General features: G+C 67.2%; 16 protein-coding genes. 11 read left to right on the top strand and 5 right to left on the bottom strand.

The features are described from left to right. Nucleotides 1-7 precede the first annotated feature (7 nt). The gene (locus tag ACIA8C_RS35770) at nt 8-979 is read right to left on the bottom strand and encodes a carbohydrate kinase family protein (protein ID WP_397142554.1); all 972 of its coding nucleotides are present in this window, start codon (nt 977-979) and stop codon (nt 8-10) included. 138 nt (nt 980-1,117) lie between these two features. Here ACIA8C_RS35770 and ACIA8C_RS35765 point away from each other — a divergent pair, with 138 nt between their 5' ends. Genes ACIA8C_RS35765 through ACIA8C_RS35750 form a run of 4 tightly spaced genes read left to right on the top strand, consistent with a single transcriptional unit; the run spans nt 1,118 to nt 5,564 of the window. Next, nucleotides 1,118-2,530, top strand: coding sequence for an L-fucose/L-arabinose isomerase family protein (locus ACIA8C_RS35765; RefSeq protein WP_397142552.1), 1,413 nt, complete (start codon nt 1,118-1,120; stop codon nt 2,528-2,530). Continuing rightward, nucleotides 2,527-4,014 (top strand): FGGY-family carbohydrate kinase, encoded by a 1,488-nt coding sequence (locus ACIA8C_RS35760; protein WP_397142550.1) that lies wholly within the window; start codon nt 2,527-2,529, stop codon nt 4,012-4,014. Before ACIA8C_RS35765 ends, ACIA8C_RS35760 begins: the two co-directional genes overlap by 4 nt. A 58-nt stretch (nt 4,015-4,072) precedes the next feature. Further along, nucleotides 4,073-4,540 carry a thioredoxin domain-containing protein gene (locus ACIA8C_RS35755; RefSeq protein ID WP_397142548.1) on the top strand — a complete coding sequence of 156 codons (468 nt, stop codon included), beginning with the start codon at nt 4,073-4,075 and terminating at the stop codon, nt 4,538-4,540. Between the two features lie 19 nt (nt 4,541-4,559). Continuing rightward, nucleotides 4,560-5,564 carry a glycoside hydrolase family 172 protein gene (locus tag ACIA8C_RS35750; protein ID WP_397142546.1) on the top strand — a complete coding sequence of 335 codons (1,005 nt, stop codon included), beginning with the start codon at nt 4,560-4,562 and terminating at the stop codon, nt 5,562-5,564. Here ACIA8C_RS35750 and ACIA8C_RS35745 read toward each other — a convergent pair. Then, nucleotides 5,556-6,059: a hypothetical protein gene (locus tag ACIA8C_RS35745; RefSeq protein WP_397142544.1), complete on the bottom strand. Its 504-nt coding sequence runs from the start codon at nt 6,057-6,059 to the stop codon at nt 5,556-5,558. The two genes, ACIA8C_RS35750 and ACIA8C_RS35745, sit on opposite strands and share 9 nt — an antisense overlap. Nucleotides 6,060-6,136: 77 nt before the next feature. Here ACIA8C_RS35745 and xylB point away from each other — a divergent pair, with 77 nt between their 5' ends. Next, entirely contained in the window at nt 6,137-7,615 is a 1,479-nt protein-coding gene (gene xylB, locus ACIA8C_RS35740) for a xylulokinase (RefSeq protein WP_397142542.1), read from the top strand. Nucleotides 7,616-7,643: 28 nt separating this feature from the next. Here xylB and ACIA8C_RS35735 read toward each other — a convergent pair whose 3' ends face one another. Next, nucleotides 7,644-8,309 (bottom strand): GH25 family lysozyme, encoded by a 666-nt coding sequence (locus ACIA8C_RS35735; RefSeq protein WP_397142540.1) that lies wholly within the window; start codon nt 8,307-8,309, stop codon nt 7,644-7,646. Nucleotides 8,310-8,554: 245 nt separating this feature from the next. On the opposite strand from ACIA8C_RS35735, the gene ACIA8C_RS35730 reads away from it, so the two are divergent. Both ACIA8C_RS35730 and ACIA8C_RS35725 read left to right on the top strand, forming a co-directional pair. Further along, nucleotides 8,555-10,279 (top strand): amidohydrolase family protein, encoded by a 1,725-nt coding sequence (locus tag ACIA8C_RS35730; protein WP_397142537.1) that lies wholly within the window; start codon nt 8,555-8,557, stop codon nt 10,277-10,279. Nucleotides 10,280-10,448: 169 nt separating this feature from the next. Then, complete coding sequence (locus ACIA8C_RS35725; RefSeq protein ID WP_397142534.1) at nt 10,449-11,111, top strand: maleylpyruvate isomerase family mycothiol-dependent enzyme; 663 nt, start codon at nt 10,449-10,451, stop codon at nt 11,109-11,111. On the opposite strand, the gene ACIA8C_RS35720 is transcribed toward ACIA8C_RS35725, so the two are convergent. Further along, nucleotides 11,108-12,001 carry a LysR substrate-binding domain-containing protein gene (locus ACIA8C_RS35720; RefSeq protein ID WP_397142532.1) on the bottom strand — a complete coding sequence of 298 codons (894 nt, stop codon included), beginning with the start codon at nt 11,999-12,001 and terminating at the stop codon, nt 11,108-11,110. The two genes, ACIA8C_RS35725 and ACIA8C_RS35720, sit on opposite strands and share 4 nt — an antisense overlap. 121 nt (nt 12,002-12,122) lie before the next feature. On the opposite strand from ACIA8C_RS35720, the gene ACIA8C_RS35715 reads away from it, so the two are divergent. From ACIA8C_RS35715 to ACIA8C_RS35700, 4 genes are read left to right on the top strand one after another with little or no spacing between them, the layout of a single operon-like run. Then, a complete protein-coding gene (locus ACIA8C_RS35715) occupies nt 12,123-12,344 on the top strand; it encodes a hypothetical protein (protein ID WP_397142529.1) in 222 nt (73 codons plus the stop codon). Then, on the top strand, nt 12,305-13,054 hold the full coding sequence (locus ACIA8C_RS35710) for an aminotransferase class I/II-fold pyridoxal phosphate-dependent enzyme (protein ID WP_397142527.1): 750 nt from the start codon (nt 12,305-12,307) through the stop codon (nt 13,052-13,054). The genes ACIA8C_RS35715 and ACIA8C_RS35710 overlap by 40 nt, the downstream gene beginning before the upstream one ends. Beyond that, nucleotides 13,044-13,871: a polysaccharide deacetylase family protein gene (locus tag ACIA8C_RS35705; RefSeq protein WP_397142525.1), complete on the top strand. Its 828-nt coding sequence runs from the start codon at nt 13,044-13,046 to the stop codon at nt 13,869-13,871. Before ACIA8C_RS35710 ends, ACIA8C_RS35705 begins: the two co-directional genes overlap by 11 nt. A gap of 15 nt (nt 13,872-13,886) precedes the next feature. Next, nucleotides 13,887-14,843, top strand: a complete 957-nt coding sequence (locus ACIA8C_RS35700) for an NmrA/HSCARG family protein (RefSeq protein WP_397142522.1) — start codon at nt 13,887-13,889, stop codon at nt 14,841-14,843. On the opposite strand, the gene ACIA8C_RS35695 is transcribed toward ACIA8C_RS35700, so the two are convergent. Further along, nucleotides 14,820-15,782, bottom strand: a complete 963-nt coding sequence (locus ACIA8C_RS35695; RefSeq protein WP_397142520.1) for a cytochrome P450 — start codon at nt 15,780-15,782, stop codon at nt 14,820-14,822. The genes ACIA8C_RS35700 and ACIA8C_RS35695 overlap by 24 nt on opposite strands. Nucleotides 15,783-15,847: the final 65 nt, after the last annotated feature.

Raw genomic sequence — 15,847 nt, 5'->3', positions numbered from 1 at the left:
GGAATTTTCAGACCTGACGCGCGTGTGACACCCGGGCGAGCCACTGTGGCAGCTCCGTCAAGTCCGGTGCCGCACTGGAACCGAGCGCGGAGGTCGCGGCCGCGCCGCAGGCCACCGCGGTGGCCAGGCAGTCCCGCAGCGGATGCCCGGCCAGGTGCGCGTGCAGGAATCCCACGTTGAAACAGTCGCCCGCGGCCGTGGTGTCTACGACATCGACTGGCACGGCGGCGATCTCGCACCGCTGACCGTCCCGGACGGCGATGGCACCCCAGCCGCCGCGCTTGACGACAACCGTATCCACCAGGCCCGCAAGGATATCGATGGCCGCGTTGAGCGTCGGCGCGCGGGTCAGTCGCAGCGCCTCCTCGGCATTGGGCGCGAAAATATCCACCTGGGCGAGGATCTGGCGCACCGTCGGCGTCTCGAGGGTGCACGGGACGTCCTGACAGTCCATGAACACCTTCGTCCCGAGCTCATGCGCGACCCGCAGCGCGGCGTGCACGTCCGGGCCATAGAACAGCTGCGGCAGGATCACCAGCCGCGCCCGGTGCTCGTGCAGCACCGCGGCGAGCGGATACTGCGCGACCGGATCCTGATAACTCACCATCGCGCGGTCCTCGGGCGAGGACAACGCCGCGGTGACGCTGCGTACCGGCGCCGGGTGGAAGCGAAAGCCGGTGTCGTCGAGCCCTTCCGCACGCGTCGCCGCCAGCACCTGCTCGCTGAACACATCGGTGCCGAAGTCGGTCGACCACACCACGTCGTGCCCGAGCCTGCGCATCGCCATCGCGGAGGTGAAAGCACCGCCCGGCAGTATGTCGAAGCCGCGGGCAAACACCTCGGTACCGGGTCGAACGGGCCGCGAGAGGCCATGGAAGACGAGATCGGCGTAATAGGCACCGACAACAAGCACCTCGGTGCCGTATTGCCGACCGTCCGATGACGCCGCATCGACCCGCCCCGCCGGGCCCGTTCCCATCCCGCGAGACTAGCAAATCGCAAGCCATCGACCGGTGCTGTCGCGCGATTTGCCGAATCCGCCCAAACGTTCTGTTCTGCCTGGTATTTCTTGAGTTGAATCGTGTATCCGACCACCCACCCGCGCGGAGGGACCGGCATGGCCCGTATCGGTGTAATCAGTATGTCCGACGGTCGCGACTATGTGCACGCGGGCATTTCGGACTTCATCAGCACGACCGAAGATCATTTGGTCGCGGCGCTGACGCAAGCCGGGCACGAGGTGGTGCGCGGTACCGCACCGATCAGTGACAACGCCCTGGCGACTTCGGTGGCACGGGCGGTGGCCGCCGCCCAGGTCGATCTGACCGTATTCCATTACGCGGTCTGGGCTTTCCCGCACTTCACCATGCTGGCCGCGGGCGCGACGCCCGGTCCGCTGCTGCTGCTGTCGAATATCGACCCGGTGCAGCCCGGCATGGTCGGCATGCTGGCCGCGGGCGGCGCATTGGATCAGATCGGCCGCGACCACGCCCGATTGTGGGGCGACCCCGCCGATTCCACGCTCATCGAGGCAATCGGCGTGCGGGCCCGCGCGGCGGCGGCGGTGGCGAGCCTGCGCGGCAGCACCTTCGGGCGCTTCGGCGGACGACCGATGGGGATGAACACGGCCGTCGCCAATACCGATCAGTGGCAACGGATCTTCGGCATCGACGTCGAGGAGATCGATCAGTGGGAGATCGTGCGGCGGGCCGAACTGGCCGACGCGGGCGAGGCGAAGGCGGCCAGGGAGTGGCTGGAACGCCATGCCGCGGGCGTGCATTACGACGGCGCGAAGTTGACACCGGAAATCTTGGAGCGCCAGATTCGTTCGTACCTGGCGGTACGTGAGCTGATCGCCGAATGGCGCCTGGATTTCTCCGGCATCAAGGGGCAACCGGAACTCACCCAGTACTTCGCCACGATGGACATCACCGAGGCGTTCCTCAACGACCCGTACGACTGGAACGGGCCGAAGGACACCCACGTGTGCGCCACCGAGGCGGACATGGACGGTGCGCTCACCATGCAGCTGCTCAAGCAGATCGCGGGCACCCCGGTGCTTTTCGCCGACGTGCGGCACTACCACGCCGACCGCGACATCTGGGACCTGTGCAATTCCGGCCAGCACGCGACGTGGTTCGCCGCCCGCAGCGCGGACCCAGCCGAGAACCTCGCGAAGGTGCACCTGTATCCGGAGGTCTTCTTCTTCCCGGCCGGCGGCGCCTCGGTGCACCATCTGGCCGCGCCAGGCGGCATGACGCTGGCCCGCCTCACCCGCAAAGACGGCGACTACCGAATGCAATTGATGCTCGGCGAGTTCGAGACCTACGACGACCAGACCAACGAAGCGCTGATGAAGCAGTCCACCTGGGAATGGCCGCACGCGTTCGCCCGGCTCGACGCGCGCGCCGAGGATTTCCTGTCCCGCTTCGGCGCCAACCACATTCACGCCGTACCGGGTGATCATCGGGCGGCCGTGCGGGCGGCCTGTGACCTGCTCGGGGTCACCCTCGACGAGTTCGTCCGGTGACGAGGTTCCTCGGCGTCGACATCGGTACCGCCAGTTCCAAGGGTGTGCTGACCGACGAGAGCGGCACCATCCTCGCTAGATCCGAACGCGCGCATGGTGTTTCGACTCCGCACCCCGGCTGGGTCGAGCACGACGCGGAGCTGGTGTGGTGGGCAGATTTCGTCGCGATCATCCGCGACCTCATCGACGCGGCGGGCGGTGCCACCCTCGACGGTCTCGCCGTTTCCGGCATCGGCCCGTGCCTGCTCCCGGCCGACGCGACCGGCCGACCGCTGCGTCCGGCCATCCTGTACGGCGTCGACACCAGGGCGTCCGCCGAAATCGCCGAACTCAACGCCGAATTCGGGGCGCAAGCCGTACTGGCACGCGCCGGATCTCCGCTCACCAGTCAGGCCGTCGGGCCGAAGTTGCGCTGGCTGGCCAGGCACGAGCCGCAGGTCGCCGCCGCCACCGACATGCTGCTGATGGCGAGTTCCTTTCTGGTGCACCGGCTCACCGGCCGTTACGTGCTCGATCATCAATCGGCCAGCCAGTGTGTGCCGATGTACGACCTGCTGAATCGCGAATGGGCCACGGACTGGGCCGGACTCGTCGCACCGGGCTTGCGTTTGCCCGAACTCGCCTGGCCGACCGAGGTAGTCGGGCAGGTCGGCGCCGAAGCAGCGGCGAGTACCGGTCTCCCTGTTGGCCTTCCGGTCACCACCGGCACCATCGACGCCTGGGCCGAGGCCGCCAGCGTCGGCGTGCGCGCGCCCGGCGACGCGATGGTCATGTACGGCACCACCATGTTCCTGGTCCAGGTGCTGACCGACCCTCGGCCGTATCCCGGGCTGTGGGGCACCTGCGGAACCTGGCCCGGCACATACACTCTCGCCGCGGGCATGGCCACCTCGGGCGCGGTGACCGACTGGCTGCGCAACCTGGTCGGCGGCGAGTTCGCCGACCTGGTCACCGAGGCCGCGCGGGTGCCCGCCGGTGGCCGGGGGCTGCTCGTGCTGCCCTACTTCGCCGGCGAGCGCACGCCGCTGTTCGATCCGGACGCCAGAGGCATCGTCGCGGGCCTCACCCTCGGGCACGGCCGCGCCGAGCTCTATCGCGCGGTGCTGGAGGGCATCGCCTACGGCGTGCGGCACAATCTCGCGGCGATGACCGAGGCAGGCGGGCAGGCCGCACGGTTGGTCGCGGTCGGCGGCGGCACCAAAGGCGGACTGTGGACGCAGATCGTCTCCGATGTCACCGGGCTGCCCCAGCAACTGCCCGCCGAAACGATCGGCGCATGCCTTGGCGACGCGCTGCTGGCCGCTGAGGCGGCGGGCCTGGACACCGCGGAATGGAATCCGGTGGTCGCCACCGTCGAGCCTTATCCTGGACGTACCGAAGAATACGACGCGTACTACCAGCGCTACCGCGAACTGTACGAATGCAGTGCTGCTATTACCCATTTCCTCGCGAGCGAACAACACCGCAAGGGGGTGTTTTCCTGAACCTCGCGCCCTATGCGAGGATGCAGGGTTGCTCTGTCGGAATCAATACGAGGATCTCATGCCCACACTCCCCCTGACCCCGGCCAATTTCGAGTCCACCATCGCCCGCCATCCCATCGTGCTCGTCGACTGGTGGGCCGACTGGTGCGGTTGGTGTACTCGGTTCGCGCCGATCTACGAGGCCTCGGCGGAGCGGCACCACGACGTCGTGCACGGCACCGTCGACGCGATGGCCGAGGAGACGATGAAGAACGCGGCCGAGATCAGTGCGTACCCGACGGTGATGGCGTATCGCGAAGGCTTGCTCGTGTACAACGAGGCGGGCTTCATGGACGCCGAGTCGCTCGAAGAACTCATCCAGAACATCAAATGGCTGGACATGGAAAAGATCCGCCGGGAATTCGCCGAGGAGTACGGCGTCCCGGCCGAACCGTACGGTGCGGCCACTCCGGCCGTAATGGGCGGGAACTCACGGATGGCGGGACTCGCCCCGACCCCTAGTAGATATGGCTGGCCCGGCCTGTAACCCACCCTGGAGGCGCCCGATGGAACTATGGCAGCTGGACAACACGCGCACGCGGTCGATCAGCGCCGAGAACCCGACGGGCGCTCCCGGCGCCGGCGGTCGCGCGACCACCGGCACCGGCGCGCACGCGGCACGATTCCTCGGCGTCGGCTGGAAGGTGTCACCGTCGATCCTGCTCGACGACGGTCAAACCGCCACCCTGGCAGACATTTCCGGCCCCGGCGTGGTCCGCCATATCTGGCTGACCACCGATCGTGGTGCGCTGCGCGACATTGCGCTGCGGATGTATTGGGACGACGCCGCCGAGCCCGCGATCGACCTGCCGCTGGGGTACTTCTTCTGCAACGGCTGGGAGGAACTGGCGCTGGTCGACTCGGAGCTGGTGGTGGTCGGCCCGGCGGGCGGCCTGAACAGCTACTGGCCCATGCCGTTTCGCGGACACGCCAGGATCACCCTGGAAAACCACTCGGGCCGTACGGTTCCGGTGTACTACCAAGTCACCTACACCGAAGAAGATGTACCGGCGGCCGCCGGCTACCTGCACACCCAATGGTCACGCCGTAACCCATTGGGCCACCCCGCTATCCACACCGTGCTGGACACGGTGTGCGGTCCCGGACGTTACGTCGGCACCTACCTGGCGATGCGGCCCAACGCTCCCGGTTGGTGGGGTGAGGGCGAGTTCAAGTTCTATCTCGACGGCGACACCGACTTTCCCACCCTGTGCGGCACGGGCACCGAGGACTACTTCGGCGGCGCCTGGAATTTCGATATCGACAACACCTATCGCATGTACTCCGCGCCGTACGTCGGGCTCGTCCAGGTGCTGCCGCCGGGCCAGATCTACCAGCCGGACCAGCAATTCGGCATGTACCGCTGGCATGCGCGCGACCCGATCTGCTTCGACCGCGAATTACGCGTCACCGTACAGGCACTCGGCTGGGAGGGCGATGCCTATCTGCCGCTGGAGAACGCGGACATCGCCAGCACCGCGTGGTGCTATCGGGCCGTGCCGTCAGAGTGATTCGCCGGGCTCGGCGGGTAGGTCGTCGAGATCCATGGCGAGCAGTTCGTCGGCGCGGGCCAGCGCGTCGTCCATGGTGGCTTCGATGCCGTCCAGCACCGACATGCCGCCGAGCAGATCCGCGAAATCGCGGAGCACGGACTGTACCTCGGCGACCGCCGGGTCGACCCGATACCAGGCGACGGCGTCACGCCACCATGGGTCCTCGTCCACCCACGCCCACATGACGTCGCGCACCAGGCGGGCGTCGGAGGTGTACACCTGAAACTGCTCGTCCGATCCGTCGGCGCGATGCTCGATCTCGTACACGCCGTCGGGCAGCAGGCGAGTCTGGATGTAGTCGCGATCGCCGCGATTGATCACGATGAACGGGCATCCCGGATCGGGCGGCTCGTCGAGTAGCTCGGTGAGCAGGGCGTCGGTCAGCTCCGGCACCGGTGTTCCGGCACCGGTCCGCACATGCACGTCGGCAGGTCGGTCCGGATCGTCGGTCACCGGGCCAGTGTGCCCGATTCGACCATCGAATACCCGAAATGCGCCGGGCGCGGGCGTTTCGGGTGCAAGGTGGAGCTATGTGTGCGGCAACGGTGGCCGGGGTGGACAGCTCCACCCAGTCCTGCAAAGTGGTGGTCTGCGATGCCGACACCGGCGAGATCCTGCACCAGGCGCAGGCACCGCATCCGGGAGGCACCGAGGTGTCGCCGGAGGCCTGGTGGGACGCGTTGCGTACGGCAAGTGCCGGGTTGCTCGAGCAGGTCGACGCGATCGCGGTGGCCGGTCAGCAGCACGGCATGGTCGCGCTCGACGCCGACGGGCGACCGGTGCGCGATGCGCTGCTGTGGAACGACGTCCGCTCCGCGGCTGCGGCCGACGAGCTGATCCTGGAACTCGGCGGCGCGCGGGCGTGGGCCGATGCCGTCGGCAGTGTCCCATTGGCCGCCTTCACCGTGACCAAGCTGCGCTGGCTGGCCGATCACGAGCCGGAACTCGCCGACTGCACCGCCCGGGTCATGCTGCCGCACGACTACCTGACCTGGCGGCTACGCGGCGGTGGACCGGCGAACACCGCGCTCGAACCGACCACCGATCGCAGTGACGCCTCCGGCACCGGCTACTGGTCGCCTGCCGACTGCGAGTACCGCAAAGACCTACTCGCCCTTGGGTTTCGCGGGCGGACGCCCGAGCTGCCCCGGGTACTCGGGCCGTCCGAGACCGCCGGACACACGCCGGGCGGCGTGCTCGTCGCGGCGGGCACCGGCGACAATGCCGGTGCCGCACTGGGTCTCGGGCTCGGCGACGGCGACGTGGTGGTTTCGCTCGGCACCAGCGGCACCGTCTTCGCCCGCGCCACCGTGCCAAGCGCCGATGCCGACGGCGCGGTGGCCGGATTCGCCGACGCGACAGGGGCTTTTCTGCCGTTGGTGTGCACCCTCAATGCCGCGCGAGTGCTCGAATACACCGCCGAGCTGCTCGGCGTCGACCTTGCCGCCCTCGAATCGCTTGCCGCGCAGGCGCCGCCGGGTGCTGAGGGACTCGTCCTACTCCCCTACCTGTCCGGCGAACGCACCCCGAACCTGCCGCACGCCACCGGCAGTCTGCACGGTCTACGTCCGGAAACCATGCGCCCCAGCCACATCGCGCGCGCCGCCTTCGAGGGCATGCTGTGCAATATGGCCGAAGCGCTCGATCATCTCCGCGCGCGAGGCACGGGTGTGCGGCGCATTCTGTTGATCGGCGGGGCCGCCCGCTCCACCCTGGTCGCCGAGATCGCCGCGCAGATATTCGGAGTGCCCGTCACTGTTCCGCAGCCGATCGAGTACGTCGCGCTCGGGGCCGCCCGGCAAGCTGCCTGGGCGCTCAGCGGTGCCGCCGAACCACCGGCCTGGCCCGCACGAACCGTCGCCGAGATCCCCGCACCCAGTGCACCCTCGATCGGCAGCCACATCCGTGCGGAATACCAACGGGCACACGGGAATCTCTACGGCGGTTCCAGTGCGGGGCCGCCCATTCCGGTGCCACGACGACGACGGCACCAGCAAGGTCACGCGTAGCGGTCTGAGGCCAGCCGGTCACGGTCACTCACCCGTTGGCGAATTGCTCCAGCAGTTCTTGATTCCCGTTGAACCTGTCCGCACCCCGATTGGCTCCCGAGACCTTATCCTGCGTGATCGTGCTGGCCTTCCAGCCCACCGGCAGATCGGCCGAACCGGCAGAGTGCAGGAGCCACAAAGGGTTGACCGCGCCGAAGTCGGCGGAGTCGTCGGTGCAGTTCTTCCACCATTGCGCGGTAGTCGCGATCACCGGTGCCCGGTCCGTCGACCTCGTGCGATAGGTGTTGCTGAACTCCTTGAGCCAGCTGACCATTGACGAGGCGTCGAGCCCATAGCACTTGTTTGCCTTGGTGCCGTCTCGCAAGAGGATGGCACCGGGCAGCCCGTGTCCGTCCTCAGCAGGCCAGATACCGCCGTGGTCCACGAAGAAATTGGCTTGATCCCGGCCGCTGCTCGCATCGGGCGCGGCAACGTGATACGCGCCGTGAAACAGTCCGGCCTTCGACGCGCCATTGTTCAGCTCGCCGAAGGCGATGTTGGTGCCGTCTCGTCCCTGCGTCGCCTTGTTGTAGGCAAACGCGGCGCCGTCGCTCTTGACCTTGACCCAATCGACACCGGATGCCGCGGCGTCGAGGCCTTCGACGCCGCCGTCGGCCTGTGCCGCACTGGACGGCAGCGCGCCGAACAGTGCCACGACACACAACGCGGCCAGCGTACTGATCCGAGCGGACCTGACGCGCATGCATGATCCCCGTTCTTCGTCGTTACCGCTGCCGTGACAGCGAGTGGGCCGTGCGGTCCACCGATCTCGTATTCGTTTCCGCGCGCGGCCTGGATGGAAAGGTGTATCCGCACCCAACAGGTGACCTCGGGTAACTACTCGTGCGACCATGTACTTAATACCGGTGGTATCAGATACCGGAGGGCATGGAGGCGCAGATGACGCGGTATGACGTGGTGATTCGGGGCGGGCTGGTCTTCGACGGCGCGGGATCGCCGGCGCGCACCGCTGACGTCGGCGTCAGCGACGGCAAGGTGGTCGCGGTCAGCGCCGAGCCGCTGTCCGAAGGTGCGCGGACCATCGACGCGGCGGGCAAGTGGGTCATTCCGGGCATGCTCGACGTGCACACCCACTACGACGCCGAGGTGCTGGGCAATCCCGGGCTCGGCGAGTCGGTGCGGCACGGCGTCACGTCCGTGGTGATCGGAAACTGCTCGCTGTCCACGGTGTATTCCGACGCCGACGATTGCGCGGACATGTTCGCCAGGGTGGAGGCCCTCCCCTGGGACGCCGTGCATTCCGCGGTCAAGGAACACCAGAACTGGGACGGGCCGCGCGCCTACGCCGAATCGCTCGCTGCGCGCCCGCTCGGCGCGAATGTGGCCGCGCTACTCGGCCATTCGGACATTCGGGTCGCCGTCATGGGGCTCGGCCGCGCGGTGGACCCGCAGGCGCAGCCGACCGGCGACGAGCTGAATCGCATGCGGCAGATGCTGACCGACGCGCTCGATGCCGGATTCCTCGGGCTGTCCACCATCCGCAGCTCGTTCTCGAAACTGGAGGGTGTGCGCTTCCCGACCAGGCAGCTGCCGTCGACCTACGCGGGCTGGCGCGAATACGCCGCGCTGAACAAAATTCTGCGGCAACGGAATCGGATTCACCAGAGCACACCCAACCTCACCTCCCGGCTGGAGATCGCACGCTACTTCGCGCAGAGTGCCGGTCGATTCCGTAAGCCGCTCAAGACAACCCTGATCGCGGGCATGGACGTGAAGGCCGACCGCACCACGGCGCGCGCCGCGACCACGGCGGCCTGGATCGCGAACACCGTTGGCGGGGCGGCATTCCGGTGGCAGCACCTGCCGGTGCCGTTCGAGGTCTACGCCGACGGCGTCGATCTGGTGGTCTTCGAGGAGTTCGGCTCCGGGGTCGCGGCATTGAATATCCGCGACGTGATGAAGCGCGGCGAACTGCTCGCCGACGAGTCCTACCGCAGGCAGTTCCGTAAAGACCTCGCCAAGAAGTACGGCCCGCGGGTGTGGCATCGAGACCTGTACGACGCGCAGATCGTGTCCTGTCCCGAGGCCGAGGTGGTCGGGAAGTCGTTCGGCGAGGTGGCCGACGAGCGCGGCATCCATCCGGCCGACGCGCTGCTGGACCTCGCCGTCGCACACGGCGCGAAGCTGCGCTGGCGCACCGTCATCGCCAATGATCGCGACGAGGTGCTCGACTGGCTGCAGCGCTCCCCCAACGTGCAGGTCGGCTTCGCCGATTCGGGCGCGCACCTGCGCAATATGGCCTTCTACAACTTCGGCCTGCGCATGCTGGAGCGGGCGCACCAGCGCAAGTTCATGCCGATAGAGGCGGCGGTGCACCGGCTGACCGGCGAATTGGCGCAGTGGTACGGCTTGAACGTCGGAAGCCTGCGCGAGGGCGCCCGCGCCGATATCGCGGTGATCGACCCGGCGGGTTTCGACGGTTCCAGCGCCGAATACGCCGAAACGCCGTTTCCCGGCATCGCGGGCCTGGATCGGATGGTCAATCGCAATGATCGAGCCGTCGCCGCCACCATTGTCGGCGGGCACATCGTTTACGAATACGGCGCCTTTGCCCCCGGCTTCGGCACCACCCTGCATGCGGGAACATTCCTCACACCCGCCTGATCACAAACGCGACACGCCGTTCTGAAAAGCCGAAAAATCACTCTGCGACATTTCATCCGGTTTTAGGAATAACATCACCGAACGGGAATTTCCCGATAAATCCTAAGTAATTCCGCGGCGGTATCCGCTCGGCTGGGCAAATGTCGCGGTAGCACGGTGAGGAGAGACGGTGACCGATGTGCGCGCGGCGATCACGGCGGAACGGACCGAACTCGCCGAGGTGCTGACCAGCCTGGACGCCGAGAGCTGGGATTCGCCGACGCTGTGCCGCGGCTGGCGGGTGCGCGAGGTCGTCGCGCACATCACCCTGCCGTACCGTCTCTCCGAACCCCGCTTCGCGCTCGAAATGCTCCGAGCGGCAGGACGTTTCAACCGGATGTCCGATCACGCCGCCCGACAGGACGCGGCGCACTTCACCCCGGAGGATCTGCTGAAGTCCCTGTGGGACAACGTCGGTCACCCGTGGAAACCACCGGGCGGTGGCTTCGAGGGCGCGTTGGGTCACGACGTCATCCACGGCTTGGACATCACCGTCCCCCTCGGCCTGGAACGAAAGGTGCCCGAGGACCGGCTACGCCTCGTACTGGACGCCATCAACCCGAAGATCGTCAAATTCTTCGGAGTCGACCTCGACGGCATCGAACTCCGCGCCGAAGACCTCGACTGGCACTACGGCTCCGGCGAAATCCTCTCCGGCACCGCCCAAGACCTACTACTCCTACTATGCGGACGTACCCTGCCGGACGAAAAACTGCACGGCGCCAACGCCATTCGGTTCACCTACTCCGGCCAGCACGGCCGCCACCGCAAACACCTTCCCAGCCCCGCCTAAGCCGCAGTCAAATATGTTGTGGCGCAACGGCGGAAGGCCGCGACCAGATGCCCGGTCTCGTCGGCCCGGGTCGCCAACACGACACTGCTCGGCGCGACCCCGCGCAGCGGAAGCACCGCCAGGTCGGTTCGGTTGGTGTGGACGTGGCTGCGGGTGGCGACCACGAGAGCGTCACCGGAGGCCACGAACTCCCAGGTGTCGTCGAGCGTGTTCATGACGGGACCGGTAGGCGCCGGGCGGCCGTCCGGTCGTGGTTCCAGGCGCCAGAAGGCGTCGCATGCGGGATCGAGGCCCGATACCCGGGGCAGCGGTTCGTCGGCGATGTCCGCGAGGTCGACGAACCGCCGTCCGGCCAGGCGGTGATCACGGGAGACGATGACGACCCGCGGTTCGTCGTACAGCGGTGTCCCCTGCAGCCGGTCGGCCAGGAACGGCAGGCGGGCGACGACCGCGTCGACTCGGTGGTCGAGCAAGGCCTCGCCGGGCCGATGCCAGCCGAGATACATTGTGCGCACGGTCGCCTCGGGGCATTGGCGACGCAGTTCCCTGGTCGCCGCGGTGACCGCGAGTCCTGCGGTGTAGCCGATCGATATGCTGCCTGGCCCTGCCGTCGCGCGGGCCGCGGCCGCAGCCTCGTGCGCGGTGCGCAGTAAAGCCCTGGCCTTGGGCAGGAACGCCGCCCCTGCCTCGCTGAGACGGGCGCCCTGCGGTTCCCGGTCGAACAGCCGCACCCCCAATTGCCGCTCGAGGCCACGGATCTGCCGACTCAGCGACGGCTGCCCCACATGCAGGACGTCCGCGGCCCGGCTGAACTGCCCGTGCTCGGCGATGGCAACGAAATACCGGACCACCCGAAGGTCCAGATCCAGCTGCGAAGTGACCCCGGTCATGTCCCCCACCGTAGCCGCACCAGTACCGCTTACCTCGGGCCATGCCTCTCGAGCATGTCCGAGTCCGTACTGGGCATTGGACGCGCACCCGCGCCGGACAGAACCTGAAGACGGTCGCCCAATGAGCGGTGATGCCCATCAAGTGAGGGAGTGCTCCGACGTGTTCACCATCCGCGACGAACTTCGCGCCGTGCTGGGGAAGGTCACCCGCGAACGGCCGATCGGCACACCTCAGTCGACCCGGATTTCGATTGCCGGGCACGAACTCCTCAACTTCTGCGCCAACGCGATCTCGAGGCGCAGTTGCGGCGGGCGGCCGGGTGCCGGCGCCGTCTCATCGTGACCGACGGGGTGTTCTCCATGGACGGCTCCCTGGCACCCCTGCAGGCTATTTGCGACCTCGCCGAGCAGTACGACGCGATGGTCATGGTCGACGACTCGCACGGGGTGGGGGTGCTGGGGAAAACGGGCGCCGGTACCGCCGACCCGGCCGGAGTGCAGGACCGGGTCGACATCCTGACCGGCACGCTCGGCAAGGCCCTTGGCGGCGCATCAGGAGGGTATGTCAGCGGCCGATCGGAGATCGTCGAGTTGCTGCGCAGACGGTCTCGACCCTATGTTTTCTCGAACGCGGTGCCGCCGGTCGTCGTGGCGGGTTCGCTCGCCGCGCTCGAATTGGTGAAAACCGGTGGGGCGCAACGGCAACGCCTCCACGAGAACGCGAAGTTGTTCCGCCAGTCGATGTTCGATGCCGGATTCGATCCGCTGCCCGGCGATCATCCCATCGTCCCGGTCATGTTCGGCGACGCCGACGTCGCCGCCCGGATGTCTCAGGCCTTGTTCGTGCACGGTGTCCACGCGGTCGCCTTCACCCACCCGGTCGTGCCCCGGGGCGCGGCACGCATCCGCATCCAGGTCTCGGCGGCCCATACGGAGGCGGAGATCGCGCGCTGTGTCGAGGCGTTCGTCCGTGCCCGGCGGGATGTCACGACTGCCGATCACGGAGACCGCACGTCGGCCGACGCGGAGGGAGGTGTTCGACATGCCGATTGACGAACCGGTGCGATGGCCGGGCGAGAAGAAGATCGCGATCATGATCACTGCGGCCGTGGAGCTGTGGTCTCCGGGCCACTGGCCGGTCTACGCGCCGATGGCCGCGGCGTGGCCGCTGCCGGGAGCGCACGACGCGCACAGCGTCTCCTGGTCCGAATACGGCGCCACCACCGGAGTGTGGCGGCTGCTGGAGATTCTCCATGCCCACGGCATGCCCGCCACCTTCGGTGTCAACGGCCTAGTGGCCGAACGGTTTCCGGATGCCGTGCGGGCCGCGCACGATGCGGGGCACGAGATCGCCGCGCACTCTTATGCGCAGGACGTCATTCCGGCGTTGCTCGACGTGTCTGCCGAACGCGCGAATATTCGGCGGTGTACCTCGATACTCGAGGGCCTCACCGGGGTGCGTCCGACCGGTTGGATGAGCCCCCGGGCCTCGGGCACGGCGCACACCCCCGAGTTGCTGGCCGAGGCCGGCTACCTGTGGTCCGGCGATTACAACGACCGCGAACTACCCCGGGTGCTGACGACACCGGCCGGTTCGTTGGTCTCGATCATGCACAGCGAGCTGTCGGACGTGCGCGTCGCCTCGCCGCAGGGCTACCTCGACGGGCACGCCGATCTGCTGCGGCACGTGCTCGATGCGCCTGGTCCCGGTGTATTCAACCTGACCGTGCACGCGCATGTGGGCGGACGGCCGCTGCTGTCCGGCATGTTCGATCGGATCCTCGGCCTTATCGAGCGGGTACGCGCGGACGCCTGGATCGCCACGCACCGTCAGGTCGCCGAACATGTTCTCGCACATCATCTTCCATAACGAAAAGGACCAATCATGGTTGACACACTCGTCATCGGGGGCACCGGCGCGATGGGCGGCAGGGTCGTGCGACGCCTGCTCGAGTCACCCGATGCCACCGTCGCCGTGCTCACCCGCGATCCCCGCTCGGAGCGAGCCACCGGCCTATTGGCGCGCGGCGGCGCCAGGGTCCGAATTCTGCAGGGCGATCTGAATGACCACGACAGCATCCGGGCGGCCGTGTCCGGTGTGGATCAGGTGTTCTGCAACACCGACTTCTGGTCCAGCGCAAGCGTTCTCGGTGAATATCGGCAGGGAGTCGCTGCGCTGGAAGCCGCGTGCGAGGCGCGGGTCGAACGGTTTGTCTGGTCCTCGCTCGACAGCGCGGTCACGCTGACCGGCGGATCTGTGCCGGTGCCGCACTTCGACGCGAAGGCCGCGGTCGCGGCACACATCAACATGCTCCGGTCCGACGAGATGATGCGACAGGAGAGCGACGGCTGGTATACCGGCCACGTTTCGATCCTCACGACCTCGCCCTACTTCGAGAATCTGCGGGAACGGCTCGCGCCTCGACGCGGCCCACTCCCCGACGGTCGCTCCGGGCTGCTGTTCTCCCTGCCGCTCGGCACCGGCAGCTACCCGTTGATCGGCCTGGACGACATCGCGTGGTTCGCTGATTTCATGTTGCGGCACTGGCAGAGCTGGGGCAGTCGCGATCTCGCCGTCACCGCGGACAGCCTCACCGGCGAGGAGATCGCCGCCACCGTCGAGCGCGTGACGGGATCCCCCTGCGCATACCATCCGATGCCCCTGGACACGCTGCGGTCCGCGATGCCGAAGGTCGGCCACGACTACGCGGCGATGTTCCTCTTCTTCCAGACCCGCGACATCCTCACCCTGGACCGAGACCTCCCGCTCCTACGCGACCTCCACCCAGGCATGCTGACCTTCGAAAACTGGCTGCACCTAGTCGCCGAGAATTACTGGTAAAGCGTTTAACCCGCGTTCCCGGAACGAGGACCGCCACCGGATTTGGTCACGCGGGATTGCTAGCTCGATCCGCGAAAACCGCCGTAGCAGGCTACCGATGGCGATGCGCGCTTCGAGCCGAGCCAATGGGGCGCCGAGGCAGAAGTGGATACCGAGACCGAACGCGAGGTGCGGGTTGTCCGCTCTGGTCAGATCGAGGGTGTCGGGGTTCGGGAACCGGAGTGGATCGCGGTTCGCGGATGCCCTGCCGAGCAGCACCATGTCGCCGGCGGGGATGTGGACGTCGCCGATGGTGATGTCTTCGGTTGCGAAGCGGCGGATGGAGAATTGGTTCGGATGGGCGTAGCGCAGTAGTTCGTCGAGCGCGACGTCGCTCGGCTCTGCTGTCGCGCGCAGCGCCGCGAGCTGTTGCGGATGGTCGAGCAAGGCCAGTACAGCGTTGCCAATGAAACTCACGGTGCTCTCGTAGCCCGCCCAGAAGATGAGGAAAGCAAGCGATACGAGTTCGTCTTCAGCGAGTTGGTCTCCGCCGTCACGCACCGCGATCAGGTCGGACAGGAAGTCATCGGTGGGTGCGGCGCGCTTGGCGGCGACCAGTTCAACCATGAATCGCTCCATGTTGATGACGGCGTGCTTGGCTTGCTGCGGTTGTGCGGGGTCTGGGGCGAGCAGGTCGTTGGTCCAGCCGCGGAATCGCAAGCGATCTTCGCTTGGAATGCCGAGCAGGTCGCCGATCACAGTCAGTGGCAACGGCACGGTGAACTCGGCAACTAGGTCCACCTGTTCCTGGTCGGCGATACGGCTCAGCAGGTGATCGGTCTCGGCTTGGATCTTGTCCCGCAGGTTGTCGATCCGTCGGGGCGTGAAGGCGCGGGCGACGAGTCTGCGCACGCGCGTGTGGTCGGGTGGATCAATATTGAGCAGGTTGGCTTCCAACACTGGAGGCAGCGAGAAGCCTTTGTACCCACTGCCGGACGATCGTTTGTCGACCGACAGACGAGGAT

Origin of the sequence: Nocardia sp. NPDC051321 (genome assembly GCF_044455225.1) — a bacterium.
Classification (GTDB): Bacteria; Actinomycetota; Actinomycetes; order Mycobacteriales; family Mycobacteriaceae; genus Nocardia.
This window is presented reverse-complemented; position numbering and strand designations above follow the sequence as displayed.